This is a genomic window from Hymenobacter coalescens (assembly GCF_054783195.1).
Map to the genome: position 1 here is coordinate 483,008 of NZ_BAAGRA010000014.1, position 12,566 is coordinate 495,573.

13 protein-coding genes are annotated in these 12,566 nt (G+C 62.6%); 7 read left to right on the plus strand and 6 right to left on the minus strand.

What is annotated here, in order from left to right; translation table 11 throughout:
• Window positions 1-187 precede the first annotated feature (187 nt).
• The 3 genes from ACYVKQ_RS11300 to ACYVKQ_RS11310 form a co-directional block, all read right to left on the minus strand.
• Window positions 188-1,204, minus strand: coding sequence for an MBL fold metallo-hydrolase (locus ACYVKQ_RS11300; RefSeq protein ID WP_460578272.1), 1,017 nt, complete (start codon window positions 1,202-1,204; stop codon window positions 188-190).
• Window positions 1,205-1,361: 157 nt separating this feature from the next.
• Window positions 1,362-1,583, minus strand: a complete 222-nt coding sequence (locus tag ACYVKQ_RS11305) for a hypothetical protein (RefSeq protein ID WP_460578273.1) — start codon at window positions 1,581-1,583, stop codon at window positions 1,362-1,364.
• A 256-nt stretch (window positions 1,584-1,839) separates the two neighbouring features.
• Entirely contained in the window at window positions 1,840-2,268 is a 429-nt protein-coding gene (locus ACYVKQ_RS11310; protein ID WP_460578274.1) for a hypothetical protein, read from the minus strand.
• Between the two features lie 366 nt (window positions 2,269-2,634).
• Between ACYVKQ_RS11310 and hutU the strand changes: the two genes are divergently transcribed.
• The 4 genes from hutU to ACYVKQ_RS11330 all read left to right on the plus strand — a co-directional run bounded on the left by hutU (window position 2,635) and on the right by ACYVKQ_RS11330 (window position 6,734).
• Window positions 2,635-4,398, plus strand: coding sequence for a urocanate hydratase (hutU, locus tag ACYVKQ_RS11315; protein ID WP_460578275.1), 1,764 nt, complete (start codon window positions 2,635-2,637; stop codon window positions 4,396-4,398).
• A 91-nt stretch (window positions 4,399-4,489) separates the two neighbouring features.
• The gene (locus ACYVKQ_RS11320) at window positions 4,490-4,741 is read left to right on the plus strand and encodes a hypothetical protein (RefSeq protein ID WP_460578276.1); all 252 of its coding nucleotides are present in this window, start codon (window positions 4,490-4,492) and stop codon (window positions 4,739-4,741) included.
• Complete coding sequence (locus ACYVKQ_RS11325) at window positions 4,723-5,130, plus strand: type II toxin-antitoxin system VapC family toxin (protein WP_460675436.1); 408 nt, start codon at window positions 4,723-4,725, stop codon at window positions 5,128-5,130. Before ACYVKQ_RS11320 ends, ACYVKQ_RS11325 begins: the two co-directional genes overlap by 19 nt.
• Window positions 5,131-5,840: 710 nt before the next feature.
• Complete coding sequence (locus ACYVKQ_RS11330) at window positions 5,841-6,734, plus strand: NADPH-dependent F420 reductase (RefSeq protein ID WP_460675437.1); 894 nt, start codon at window positions 5,841-5,843, stop codon at window positions 6,732-6,734.
• Between the two features lie 448 nt (window positions 6,735-7,182).
• Here ACYVKQ_RS11330 and ACYVKQ_RS11335 read toward each other — a convergent pair whose 3' ends face one another.
• Window positions 7,183-7,749 carry a cupin domain-containing protein gene (locus ACYVKQ_RS11335; protein ID WP_460675438.1) on the minus strand — a complete coding sequence of 189 codons (567 nt, stop codon included), beginning with the start codon at window positions 7,747-7,749 and terminating at the stop codon, window positions 7,183-7,185.
• 234 nt (window positions 7,750-7,983) lie between these two features.
• Here ACYVKQ_RS11335 and ACYVKQ_RS11340 point away from each other — a divergent pair, with 234 nt between their 5' ends.
• From ACYVKQ_RS11340 to ACYVKQ_RS11350, 3 genes are all read left to right on the plus strand, one after another.
• Entirely contained in the window at window positions 7,984-8,883 is a 900-nt protein-coding gene (locus ACYVKQ_RS11340) for a DUF5694 domain-containing protein (protein ID WP_460675439.1), read from the plus strand.
• Window positions 8,884-9,291: 408 nt separating this feature from the next.
• Window positions 9,292-9,750 (plus strand): hypothetical protein, encoded by a 459-nt coding sequence (locus ACYVKQ_RS11345; RefSeq protein WP_460675440.1) that lies wholly within the window; start codon window positions 9,292-9,294, stop codon window positions 9,748-9,750.
• 262 nt (window positions 9,751-10,012) lie between these two features.
• Window positions 10,013-10,447 (plus strand): hypothetical protein, encoded by a 435-nt coding sequence (locus ACYVKQ_RS11350; RefSeq protein ID WP_460675441.1) that lies wholly within the window; start codon window positions 10,013-10,015, stop codon window positions 10,445-10,447.
• Window positions 10,448-10,643: 196 nt separating this feature from the next.
• Here the strand turns inward: ACYVKQ_RS11350 and ACYVKQ_RS11355 are convergent, their stop codons facing one another.
• Window positions 10,644-11,210 (minus strand): hypothetical protein, encoded by a 567-nt coding sequence (locus ACYVKQ_RS11355; protein WP_460675442.1) that lies wholly within the window; start codon window positions 11,208-11,210, stop codon window positions 10,644-10,646.
• Between the two features lie 378 nt (window positions 11,211-11,588).
• Window positions 11,589-12,527 carry an NmrA family NAD(P)-binding protein gene (locus ACYVKQ_RS11360; protein ID WP_460675443.1) on the minus strand — a complete coding sequence of 313 codons (939 nt, stop codon included), beginning with the start codon at window positions 12,525-12,527 and terminating at the stop codon, window positions 11,589-11,591.
• Between the last annotated feature and the right edge of the window lie 39 nt (window positions 12,528-12,566).

Genomic DNA, 12,566 nt, shown 5'->3' on the forward strand with positions numbered 1-12,566 from the left:
AAGCACCTGGCCAACAGCCCGGAGCCATACACCGGCCTCTGGAATGATGGGGCTCAGCCGTTCGCAGGACGTATTCCCGGCAGGCCTGGCTAAAGCAACCGGAACGTGGAACTGCTTCGGCGGGGCGCAGCAGCTCACCACGACTGCCCTTGGCTTTTAAAGCGGTTCAGGAACGGCCCCGCAGCGCCTAGTACCGAATTTCTTTGTAGGGATACGAGTCCGAATTCAGCTCCACCTGCTGGCTGCGGCGACGGGTGCGGCGGGCGGCCTGATCGTACACCTTCGGCTGGCGCCGCCGGTTGAGGAGGGCCACACCCGCTGCGGCGGCCAGCGCTACGCCGGCGCCGATCAGGGCGGCTTTGGCCGGGAGCGTGTCTTTGGGCGCCGGCGGCAGGTATTGCACGCCGCCTTCGTCAAGCCGGGCCGGCTCCTGCGCGTAGCGGCCGTGGGCCGGCATCGGAAAATGGTCGGCCAGCTCGCGTAAGCCGGTGCTGGCCGCGGCGCCCTGAATCACCGGGCCGTGCCCGCAGCCGACGGCCTGCGGCGCCAGCGCTGCCAGCTGCTGCACCGAGGCCCGTACCTGCTGCCAGTCGTAGTTGAACGGCGCGCCGGCCACGCTGATCTGCGGCCGCTGCATCAGCAGCGCAGGCACCGACTCGTGGTTGGCCGTGGCAAAGGCGTCGGCGCCAAGCAGGGTGCGGTCCGATTCGCGGAACAACGCTACCTGGCCGGGGGCGTGCCCGGGCACGTGCAGCCAGCGCCAGCTGGGCAAGTAGGGCACCTCGTCGTTGTCAGTGGCCAGGGGCTGCACCAGGTCGGAGAGCTGGAAGGACTGCGGCGGGAAAAAGCGGGCGGCAATGGCCAGGGTGCCGCCGCCGTCCACGGTGGGGTCGGCGGGCGGGTACACGGCGCGGCCCTGCAGGAAGGGCAGCTCCAGCGGATGGGCCAGCACCGGCACGTGCCAGTGCTCGGCCAGGGCGCGGGCCGAGCCGGCGTGGTCCATGTGGCCGTGCGTGAGCAGGATGGCGGTGGGGTGGGTGCCGGGGTAAAAAATGTGGTCGGCCGCCGCGATGATGGCCTTCTCGGAGCCGGGCAGGCCGGTATCCACCAGCACCCACTCGCCGGGGTTGCTGGATTCCACGAAGTACACGTTGACGAAGCGTTGGATCTGAAGCTGGGTGACGCCAGCGGCTACCTGGTTCATGCGCGTCGGGCAGTTATAGTGAGCTAGGGAGTACGCAGTCGGCGCGCGTCGGGGTGCATTCGGCGTATTAAACCATGAGCACTGGCCTGGACGGCCGCGCAAAAAAAGCCTCCCGGTCGGCGGAGGCTTTTTTGTTTTGCGTAAGGCGGGCGCCGGCTTAGTGGCCAGCCATGGTGTCGGTGGGCGTCGGGTCGGTGGGCGTGCCGGCATCGGTGCGCACCGTGTCGACTTTGCCTTCGTCGCCGTCAGCGTCGTCGAAGCTCGTGCTGGTCATGGTCGAGCCGGAGGCGCTGCCTTCGGCGCCGTTGGTTTTGCTTTGGTCGCAGGCGGCCAGGCCCAGCGAGGCAGCGGCCAGGGCGAGGAACAGAATCTTTTTCATAGGGGTAGGTGGTTGGAGCCGAGGCCGGCTGAGGCTGACGCCCGGACCGTGCAATGCCGCGGCAAATTGGTTGTGCTGTGTAGGAATTGCCATACGCAAATCGGCGGCGCGGGTAGAAGCCGGGTCCCGCTTGTGGCGCCTTCGGGCGTCCGCTCAGCCGCCCTGGCCTCAGAAGCCGAGCAACAAAACGGCGTCGGCTCCCACAAAAAAAGCCCCTCGCGTGGAGCGAGGGGCTTCATAAGGCAAGGCTGCGCGATTAGCGGCCGCCCGTGGTGCCGCCGCCCGTCGAGCCGGTGCCGCCGGCCGTGCTGCCGCCACCCGTGGTGGAGCCGCCGGCTGTGGTGCCACCCGCGGTGCTGCCGCCGGTGGTGGTACCGCCGGTGCTGGCATCGGTGGTGCCGCCCATGGTGGTGGTGCCGGTGGTGCCGCTGCCGGTCATGGTGCCGCCGGTGGTGCCACCGCCGGCCGTGCTGCCACCAGCGCCGCCGCTCATGCTGGTGTCGGAGTTCATGCCGGCGTCGCTGCCGCCCGACTCCATGCCGCTACCGGCAGCGCCGCCGCTGGCGTCGGTGCCCGTGCCGCTCTCAGTGCCGGTGCCACCGGCGCCGCCTTCCTGCTGATTGCCCCCGCAGGAGGCGAACGTAAACGAGGCGGCGGCCAGGGCCATAAACAGAATCTTTTTCATGATGGGTAAGGTGTTTGGTGAAGGTGGTTAGTTCTGGTGCGGGCGAATAACCAGCACCGTGCCCGTTGATACTGAATTGATGCGCAGGTAACCTTCTTTTATGAAAAATTTCTGTCTTTGTTGCACTAAGCTCGTCTGTAAGCTCATTCAATAAGATTATTTTAATGTCGAGCTTGGCGGTAAATAGTCATTTGCCGCCCCTCACGGGACTGCGCAGCCAGTTCCCGACAACGGCCGCTGCGGACTTTGGGATGGGCGTTTGCGCGCCGGCTGGTTAAGCCACGTCGGGGCAAAAAGCACCGGCAGCAGCCGCTGAAAACGCTATATTCGCCGCTCCACCTACTCCCGAATTCTCCCGCCCCACCCATGTCGCACTCCGCCCTCGAAACCCCGGAACTCAACCTCGAAGCCAACTCCAAATCCTCGGCCACCGGCAAAAACGCCCAGCGCCCGATGTACTACGAGTACAAGCCCGCGGAAACGGTGAAAGCCCAGCACGGCACCACGCTGCGCTGCAAAACCTGGGAAGCCGAGGCGGCCCTGCGCATGCTCGAAAACAACCTCGACCCGGCCGTGAGCCTGGTGTACGATGAGCTGATTGTGTACGGCGGCGCTGGCCGCGCGGCCCGCAACTGGAAGGAGTACCAGACCATCGTCAAGACCCTCAAAAACCTGGAAGCCGACGAAACCATGCTGGTGCAGTCGGGCAAGGCCGTGGGCGTGCTGCGCACCTGGCCCCACGCCCCGCGGGTGCTCATTGCCAACTCCAACATCGTGCCCGCCTGGAGCACCCAGGAGTATTTCGACGAGCTGGACAAGCTGGGCCTGATGATGTACGGGCAGATGACGGCCGGCTCCTGGATTTACATTGCCACCCAGGGCATCCTGCAAGGCACCTACGAAACCTTCGCCGCCGTGGCCGACAAGCACTTCGGCGGCACGCTGGCCGGCACCGTTACCATCACCGCCGGCCTGGGCGGCATGTCGGGCGCGCAGCCCTTGGCCGTGACCATGAACGACGGCGTGTGCTTAGTCATTGAGCCCATCGATGCCCGCGTGAAGCAGAAGGTGCAGGAAGGTTACCTCGATGAGCAGGCCCGCGACCTGAACCACGCCCTGGAGCTGATGGAGCAGTACAGGCAGGCGCGCCAAGGCTGGAGCATCGGCCTGACCGGCAACGCCGCCACCGTGCTGCCCGAGTTGCTGGCCCGCGGCTACAAGGCCGACATTGTGACGGACCAGACTTCGGCCCACGACCTTATGGACTACATTCCCGAAGGCGACATCACGCAGGTGCTGGAGCTGCGCAAAAATAACCCCGAGGAGTTCAAGCGCCAGGCCCTGGCCTCCATCGTGAAGCACTGCCAGGCCATCATCGACATGCAGGCTGGCGGAGCCGTGGCCCTCGACTACGGCAACAACCTGCGCGGCCAAGCCGAAAAAGGCGGCCTGAAGGTGCGCGACGAAAACGGGCAGTTCCTCTACCCCGGCTTCGTGCCCGCCTACATCCGCCCGCTGTTCTGCGAGGGCAAAGGCCCCTTCCGCTGGGCGGCCCTCTCCGGCGACCCGCAAGACATCCTGCGCATCGACCGCGCCCTGCTCGAAACCTTTCCCGACAACAAGATGCTGGCCCGCTGGATCGAGAAGGCCCAGGCCAAGGTGCCCTTCATTGGCCTGCCCGCCCGCGTGTGCTGGCTGGGCTACGGCGAGCGGGAAAAGTTCGGTCTGGTCATCAACGACCTGGTGGCCCGCGGCGAAGTCTCGGCCCCCATCGTCATCGGCCGGGACCACCTCGACTGCGGCTCCGTGGCCTCGCCCAACCGCGAAACCGAGGGCATGAAGGACGGCTCCGACGCCGTGGCCGACTGGCCCCTGCTCAACGCCCTGGCCAACACCGCCTCCGGCGCCGATTGGGTGAGCCTGCACAACGGCGGCGGCGTGGGCATCGGCAACAGCACCCACTCCGGCATGGTCATCGTGGCCACCGGCACCCCCGAAAAAGCCGAGCGCCTAAAGCGGGTATTGACTACAGATCCTGGCATGGGCGTCTTCCGCCACGCCGACGCCGGCTACGAGCTGGCCCAGCAGGTAGCCGAGGAGCGCGGGGTGAAGATTCCGGGCCGGAAGTAGTAGCTCCGAAACAGCGCAACGGCGGCGGGCGGAATATTCTGCCCGCCGCCGTTGTTGCTTTCGTATCTTCCAGAAACAACCAGTTCAGACAATGACACTCGTGCTTGTAGAAGTTCCCGATAAAGCCGCCGTCGAGATTCTCCGGCTACAGAAGAATGTACGCGTGGTGGGTATTATAGAGCAATCGGGCGATGCGTATGAAGGAGTAAGGAAGCCACCTTTAGCCCAGCCCTCACCCAAACCTTCAGTGGCTTCTCTCATCGGAAGCATTTCGCCTGAGTCAGCGAAGCGGATGCTGCAACAAAATGCTGAACTACGTGACGAATGGGAGCGGGAATCTTAATTGATACAAACGCGGCAATTGAGTTTCAAAGTCAACTGCTACCGCCAGCTAGTCTGCAGTGGATGGTGCAAGTAGTAGATGCCGGGGCCGGATTCCTGTCGGTAATCAATCGAATGGAATTGCTGATCAAGCCGGCCAATGCTGCGGAAGAGGCGGCGTTGCTGCAGTTTATTGGCAGTTGCACCGTGTTGCCGCTCGACGAGCCGGTCATTCAGCAAACCATCCTGCTGCGCCAGCAACACCGCATCAAACTTCCCGATGCCATTATTGCCGCCACCGCCTTGGCCCACGGCCTGCCGCTGCTCACCCGCAACACCAGCGACTTTAGCGCCGTGCGTGGCCTGCTAGTGTTGAACCCGCACGACGCCGGGCAGCTGCCGCTGCTGTGAGACAGAACTGCTGCGGGATGAGCCACAAGTCCTAAATACGCCTATAAAACGTAAGCAATGACTGGCTATAATAGAAAGTGTCTTTTATTAGCTTTTGCTTGTTCAGTTGTATTGAAATCGTGTAAATCGAAAAGTGAGAAGTTGAATCACACAATAATTGACAGCTCAACCGATGTAGCCAATACTCATCGCAATACCGCTCCGATAGATACTAGCTCCTTATTTGGAACAACATCGGGACAGAGTCGGGGTAATATGCCAACAGACACACTTCTATCAGGGCTTGATACAGTAACTGGGGCTATAGAAAAGGGCTCAGTAAAACTGCCGAAGTATGAAGTCAACCCTTGCTTATCGGAATTATTAGATGATATTATTAAAAATGATAAGAGCTGTAGTAATAAAATTGGGTACTATTTTTCTGGTAGCACGAGAGAAGGGAAATTATTGCTTAGCATAAGCCCTGTCGATATAAGTAGATTGGCTTCAGCAAGCTTTATGGGCTACTTTACTTATAGCAAAAGAATATTTCTGTGCTACGGAGAAGTTCGTTATTATCTATCGCAGAAGTCGCCTAATAACCCACTTGCTTTGAGGACATTTGTGTCAGAGTACCCGCAGGTATCTGATTTTTATCTTGGAGGTGATACAAATGGTGTATTGAAGGTTTTCAGCTGCAATAACGAGCAGCGGTACGCGCTGGTTAAAACGTGTATAAGCCCGTCCGAACAGAAGGCAAGGCGCAAGTAGAAAGAGCATTGGCAGTAGCTCGCCTCGTTACCTGTTCACCTAAAGAAGAAAAAACCCAAACGCCCGCTTCCGCTGTTTACCACCCTGCGCCGGCACATCACCGGCGCGCGAACCAAACCAGACAACCCATGAACATCGGAATCATCGGCGCGGGCCACATCGGCAGCGCCCTGGCCGTGCGGCTGACGGGCCTCGGCCACCAGGTATACATTGCCAACTCCCGCGGGCCCGAAACTCTCAAGGACGTGGAACAGAAAACAGGCGCTCAGGCCGTGACGGCCGAGGAAGCCGCCCGGCGCGGCACCGACCTCATTGTGGTGACCATCCCACTCAAGAACATTCCCGACCTGCCCAAGGACCTGCTGGCCAGCGTGCCCCGCGAGGTGCCCATCATCGACACCAGCAATTACTACCCGCAGCTGCGCGACGGCAAGATCGAGGAGCTGGAAACCGGCAGCCTGACCGAGAGCGAGTGGGTGCAGCAGCACCTGGGCCGCCCGGTGGTGAAGGTGTTCAACAACATCTACGCCCACCACATTGTGGAGAAAGGGCAGCCCAAGGGCACGCCCGGCCGCATCAGCCTGCCCGTAGCCTCCGACGATGCCGCCGCCAAGCAGAAAGTAATACAGCTGGTCGACGAGCTGGGCTTCGACGCGGTGGACGCGGGCACGCTGCACCAGTCGTGGCGGCAGCAGCCGGGCACGCCCGCCTACGGCGCCGATATGCCGGCCGATAAGCTGCGCGAGAACCTGCAGAGTCTCGGCACCGAGCGCACCGAGGCCCAGCACGAAGGGTTCAAGGCCAACCACGCCCAGCAGGAGCAGGCCATGGCGGCGCAGGGCATTAAGCTGTAGTGAGCGTCAGCCTGATAACCACCTGGTGAAAGTGCCAATTACCGGCAACTCAGCCTCTGATCGGGACCAGCTAAGCAGGGGGGAGTAGTCGAGCAAGCGGAGAATAAACCTCCGGCACGTCATGCTAAGCGCGGGCGAAGCATGACGTGCCGGAGGCTAATATTCACTCCGCTTGGCGTCGTGCTCTGACAAGCCGGTGTCGGATAAAGCGTGACGCTGTTTGTGCACGCAACGGCCACGGGCTTGTCGTTCCGGTGCCGGCCGGAAACAAGGGCCACCGCAATGCATCAGTAGAAATCGGCGCTTCGCAATGCCCGCAAACCCAGGCGGTATGGTGGCTGAAGGTTCGGGAAGCAAAATCACCGGTTTACGCCTGCCGCTTGCCCGCCCCGCCGCGGTCAGCGTGCAAAAGCACCGAAAGCGGCTGCTGCAACGTGGGTACCCGGGCTCAGTCCGGCTGCAGCGACGGGCCGATGATGTGGATGTCGTGCTGGGCGGCCAGGGCTTTGCGGCTTTCGATGCGCTGGTCGGTGAGGGTGCTGCCCGTCCGAAAGTACTCTTCCATGGTGCCGGCCGGTTGGTGCATTACGAGCAGGCGGGCCGGGCCGGCGCTGGTTTTTACAAACGCGTGCGGCACACCCCGGGGTACCAGCAGCGTGTCGCCGGCTTTCAGGCGCAGGGTCTGCTCGCCTGCCTGAAATTTAAATTCGCCTTCCTGCACCTCAAACCACTCTTCGCAGTCCTTGTGGTAATGCAGGGCCGGGCCCGCGCCGGAGTGGCGGATGGTGTCGAAAATCACGCAGCGCCCGTCCGTGTCCTTGCCCGAAACCTTCACGGTAAACTCGGCATCCAGAAAGCGGAACGGCTGCCCGGAGCGGTCCTGGCCCTTGCGAACCAGTACGGCCTGAGCGGGCGGCCCCGCGGGCCTGGCTACGGACGGCAGGGAAACCCAAGCGGGCAATGCAAAGGCGGCCGGAACTACGGCCGACAGCTGGAGGAAAGTACGTCGCTGCATAGTGCCGGGAGTAGATATAGAGTAAGATATATTTTTTGCAGATGCGGCGCTGATGGGGTCGCGTTTAGAACGTGTTGGAAAATGGGTAAAAACATCATGCCCGACCTGCTTCATCTGGTATCAGCCTGCCGGAACATAACAATTCACTGGCACGCGCTCAAAGGTGCGCCAGGCCTGTGGGCATGAGGCATCGGCTCAAGCAACGCTTGCGAGTCAGTTTGCATCTGGCCCGCTATGAAGAACTTCGCTCGCCAACTCGTCGGATTGTTGCTGACCATAATTGGTCCGCTTTCCGCGGCTGCCCAACCAGCCCCCATCCAGGTGATGACGCTCGGCACGTTTCACTTCGAGTACCCCAACCTCGACCAGCACAAAATAGATCGGGCCAACCAAGTGGACGTGCTGGCCCCGGCGCACCAAGCCGAGCTGGCTCGCCTCTCCGACGCCCTGGCCCGCTTCCGGCCCACGCACGTGCTGGTGGAGGCTTCGCCCGCCCAGCAGGCCCGCTACGATTCCCTGTTCCGGGCATACGTGGCCGGGCGGCACACCCTGCGCCGAGACGAGCGTCAGCAGCTAGGGTTTCGATTGGCCCGGCAGCTTGGTTTGCCCCGGGTGTGGGGCGTCGATGCGGACGGTAGCTATTACCCCGAACTGCTGAAGCTGTTCAATGACACCGCCCGGGTCAAGCGTTTCGAGCGTTTTCTGGCCCACAACCCCGACTCGGCAATAGAACGGCGTTACCGTGCCCTGCACGCAGCCGAGGACCTGCTGCCCGCCCGCGCTGGCCTGGTAGCAGCCCTGACGACGCTCAACGAGCCGGCCAATCTGCTGCACAAACAGGGTTCGTATCTGGTGGGCGGATTCAAGTACGAGGAAACGCCGCTGGCCAATACGGGGGTGGATTTCGAAACTTCGCGCTGGTACAGCCGCAACTTGCGCATCCTGCGCAACATGCAGCGCCTGCCCATCCGCCCCGGCGACCGGGTGCTGCTCATTATCGGAGCCGGGCACGCGGGCTTGCTCAACTACTTTCTGCAGTGCTCACCCGAATACAAACTGGTGGACGTCAGGCCGTATCTGCAACAAGCTGCCGGTCAAAACTCAGCGCAGGTTCGGCCCCGAAAGCGCGGCTGATGCCTGGGTATGGCTGGCCGATCTTTAGACTCGGTTCAGATGGAACTCACTCCCGAAACCCGGCCAAGCGTGCCTTCCTCACAGGAAGAATCAGCTTGGCTTGCGAAGCCTCTTTAAGGTCAGTGCAACTCCTGAATACCGAAACAAGGGTGATTGGTGAGCCCCGAGTGAGGGGCAAGTAGAAACGAGGAGATTATATTAAGTCAGACTAATATTGCTCCGAAAGTCTTGCCTTGCATCATGCGAATACCGGTCAAAACCTACCATTACTGGACGGGCCTGCTGTTAGCCGTTTTCATCTTCGCGCATTTGGCGAATCATGTAGTTGCGCTTTGGAGCGTTTCGGCGCACCAAACGACTATGACCGCGCTACGGCAGGTATACCGGCACCCGGTGGTGGAAACGGTCTTGCTGCTGGCCGTAGCAGGCCAGATCTTGACCGGTCTGCGCCTGTACCGGGCTAGCCGGGGGCAACCGCAGCGGGCCCTGGCGCCCCGGATTCAGGTTTTCTCCGGGCTTTACCTCGCGTTCTTCCTGCTGGTGCACACCGGTGCGGTGCTTGCCGGGCGGACCTTGCTGGGACTGGATACCAACCTCTACTTTGCGGCGGCTGGCATCAATACTTTTCCGTTTAGCCTGTTTTTTGTTCCCTACTACTTGCTGGCGGTAACGGCTGTTTTCCTGCATGTAGCCAGTCTGCATTACCAAAAAGGCGTCTCCCGCTGGGGGGAAGCCAGTGCGCGGCGGCAGGCCGTGGGCGTGGGTGCGGTGGGGCTGCTGGCGGGGCTGCTCATGCTGTATGCCATGACGAATCGCCTGCAAGGCCTGCCCATTCCACCGGACTACCTGCGGGCTTTGGGCAACTAACAGCATGTGTGGAGGTATTTTGTAAAAGACGCCTCCCGAACGTCCCGCCGAGCCTCGGGAAGCAGCTTTGCCATTTCGTTGGTCGAGCCGAGGTAGGACGAAGCAGTGCGTGCGAAAGGTTTTGGAAGCAAAACCCCGCCACGCCCCAAGCGGGGTGAGGCCACGCCGACGGGTGCTCGGGCTCAGGGCAAAAGTGGCCCCGCGGGCTGCGGGCCAGCGCCCATGGCTTTAACCCTTGCCCGTTACCCACGTAGGCCCGGGTATGCATCCTTTTGTGCCGTGGCTACTTCTTCTGCTCCTGCCCGTCCTGGTAGCCTTCTTCGGTCTGATACTCTTTATCCTGTCCCGAATGGGCTGGATGCGGCTAGCCAAATCGTACGCCACGGCCGAAGTGCCCGCTGCCGTTTCCCTGGCGCCGGTGCGCTTCCTGCGCATTGGCGGGGTGCAGTATAAAAATGCGGTCCGCGCCGGCGTAACTCCGCAGGGGCTTTGGCTGAGCGCCTGGGCAATCTTTTTCCTCGGGCACCCGCCGCTGTTCATTCCCTGGTCGGCCTTTGGGCCGGTACGGCGGCAGAAGTTTCTCTGGGCCACTACCTACGCGACTCACATCGACTGCAACGGCGACGAAGTTGGCTTTCAGTTCGGCAGCGACCGGCTGCGGGCCGCATTGCCGGCTTTCCTCGCCGTGCAGGAGTAGATCATGCCGGCTGACGTGGCTCGCTGCCCGTGAAGAAGGTTGTTCGGACGGGCCTGCTGGCGCCGCCGTTTGCTCAAAACATCCAATAGGCGTAAGCCAGGGCGGGCGTCGGCAGCCAGAGGTGTATCGGGCTGAACGCCGTGCCCAGCCCGCGCTCGGCACGGCGTTCGGGTAAAACCGGCTTTGCCGAATCGGCCTAAGCGGTAGTGGAAGCGGCCGGGCGGGAACTGTCCCGGTGCCCATCGGCGCGGCGGAAAAGCAGTGCCGAGCCAATCCAGAGCGCCACAAAGAGCAGGTTGCCGAGTGCACCGCGGGTAACATCCGTAGTCAGCTCGGGCCGCCAGATCAGCAGCGCCACCACGGGTACCAGAAACTGCACCAGCGCCGCTGCGAACATCGTGTTGGCCATGCCGCGCGGCTGCAGCCGCGCCATGATGGCCCCGACGATGGCGGTGACATACACCCCGGCAAACAGCACGTTGGCCAGGTTGGGCCCGGCCCCGATGATGCCAACGGCCAGATTAACCCAGATGGAGAGGAACCCGGCCGCCAATGCCAGCACCACGCCCAGCCGGTACGTCAGGTTGCCGGCCCGGCTGGCCAGCAACTCGTAGGCGAGGCCCGTGCTGAAAATCAGTAAGCCGGCGAAAACGAAGTCCGAGAGGGTCCATTTCACTTCCGGGGTGAATTGCATCGCCACAAAGGGCACGAGCAGAAGACCGGCCGTGGCAAGCGCAGGGCGCACGAGGTTTTTGGTGGTCATGGCAGTCAGGGTATAATGTTGAAAATACGTGTGGAAATGCTGCATGCGCACACTGCTTCGCAGACAAGGCCTCAGGGCGGCAGCCCCAGCACCAGCCGGCAAGCAGGAACGGCACGAAGTAAGTTAAAGAACTTTGTATCTCAAAGTAATTTCCAAAGAAGTTAAATCGTAGGTGCCGTACCTGACCAGCGAAGGAGGGATATACCCCGCAAAAAAAGCCAGCAATCGACGACTAGAGATGGGCTCGTCAGCCGTGGCTGGTGCCACGGGTGCGGGCCGGCTGGTTGCCGAAGCAGGATGCCAGCCGCCCTGCGAAGCCCCGCCGCACCGTCGCTACGGTGTCGGCGGGGCAAATCCGGGAAGTGCGCTTGCCGGCCGCTATCGGAGCGCCGCTAGCACTTGCTGCACGGAAGTCCACCGGATGTCGGGGTAGCGGGCGTTGTCGAGCGGGGCGAGCTTGGGCAGACCGCTGAACATGTTGTGCAGGTACTGCATGCCCTGCCAGGGCGGAAACACGTCGTCGGAAGCGGGCATGAGGGCTTTGGTGAGCCTGATGACCGTGCCGAACGCGCCCAGGCTACCCACCCGAAACAACTTGAACGGCTGGCCGGTGGCGGCGCTGGCCGCCGCCTGCAGCCCGCGGATGCTGGCTACCTCCCCGGCCACGCGCAAGTAGCGCGGCGTGGCATCGTCGAGGGCTGCGGCCGCGGTAAACTCCGCCGTGTTGACCATCGTGGTGAAGTCCAGCGGCTGGTCGGCGTCGCCCCAGTACACCACCCGGCGCGGGCCCGCCAGCACCACGGGAGCCTGGCCGGTGAGCAAGTCCGTGAACATGCCGTTGAGCACGGACGTGGCCCGGATGGGCGCCCGGTCGAGCCGGCGGCTGAACTCCCGGCGCAGGTCCAGGTTGCGGTTCGAGCCCTCGGGAAGACGGGTGTAGTCGATGCAATAATCAGAAGGAATGAAGCGGGGCACCCCGGCGGCCACCGCAGCCGCCAGCAATTGGCTTTGCGCGTCTACTATCACCTCGCGCAGCCCCGACAGGGCCGATACCACGCAACCCGCCCCCGCGCAGGCCTGCGCCAGCGCCGCCGCGTCGTGGTAATCCACGGCCACAACCGCCACGCCCTGTAGGCGTAGCGAATCGGCCTCGGCGGAGGTGAGCGTGGCAGGCCTTACCAAAGCCCGTACGGCTGCGCCCCGCTGCCGCAGGTGGTGCGCAATGAGGAGGCCCAGCTGGCCGGTAGCGCCGGCCAGCACCACCGGGGCCGGGTCAGACGAAGAAGAGAGGGGTGAGGAGTGCGGTTCAGCCGACATGGAAGGGTACAAGTGGAGCGTTTGCGGCCCGGTGGCCCG

What these genes read in the sequence shown, in the direction of transcription:
- ACYVKQ_RS11355 (WP_460675442.1), bottom strand. Translation starts at nt 11,210, where the DNA reads ATGACCACCAAAAACCTCGTGCGCCCTGCGCTTGCCACGGCCGGTCTT.
- ACYVKQ_RS11350 (WP_460675441.1), top strand. Translation starts at nt 10,013, where the DNA reads ATGCATCCTTTTGTGCCGTGGCTACTTCTTCTGCTCCTGCCCGTCCTG.
- ACYVKQ_RS11310 (WP_460578274.1), bottom strand. Translation starts at nt 2,268, where the DNA reads ATGAAAAAGATTCTGTTTATGGCCCTGGCCGCCGCCTCGTTTACGTTC.
- ACYVKQ_RS11325 (WP_460675436.1), top strand. Translation starts at nt 4,723, where the DNA reads ATGGGAGCGGGAATCTTAATTGATACAAACGCGGCAATTGAGTTTCAA.
- hutU (WP_460578275.1), top strand. Translation starts at nt 2,635, where the DNA reads ATGTCGCACTCCGCCCTCGAAACCCCGGAACTCAACCTCGAAGCCAAC.
- ACYVKQ_RS11340 (WP_460675439.1), top strand. Translation starts at nt 7,984, where the DNA reads ATGAAGAACTTCGCTCGCCAACTCGTCGGATTGTTGCTGACCATAATT.
- ACYVKQ_RS11360 (WP_460675443.1), bottom strand. Translation starts at nt 12,527, where the DNA reads ATGTCGGCTGAACCGCACTCCTCACCCCTCTCTTCTTCGTCTGACCCG.
- ACYVKQ_RS11320 (WP_460578276.1), top strand. Translation starts at nt 4,490, where the DNA reads ATGACACTCGTGCTTGTAGAAGTTCCCGATAAAGCCGCCGTCGAGATT.
- ACYVKQ_RS11300 (WP_460578272.1), bottom strand. Translation starts at nt 1,204, where the DNA reads ATGAACCAGGTAGCCGCTGGCGTCACCCAGCTTCAGATCCAACGCTTC.
- ACYVKQ_RS11305 (WP_460578273.1), bottom strand. Translation starts at nt 1,583, where the DNA reads ATGAAAAAGATTCTGTTCCTCGCCCTGGCCGCTGCCTCGCTGGGCCTG.
- ACYVKQ_RS11335 (WP_460675438.1), bottom strand. Translation starts at nt 7,749, where the DNA reads ATGCAGCGACGTACTTTCCTCCAGCTGTCGGCCGTAGTTCCGGCCGCC.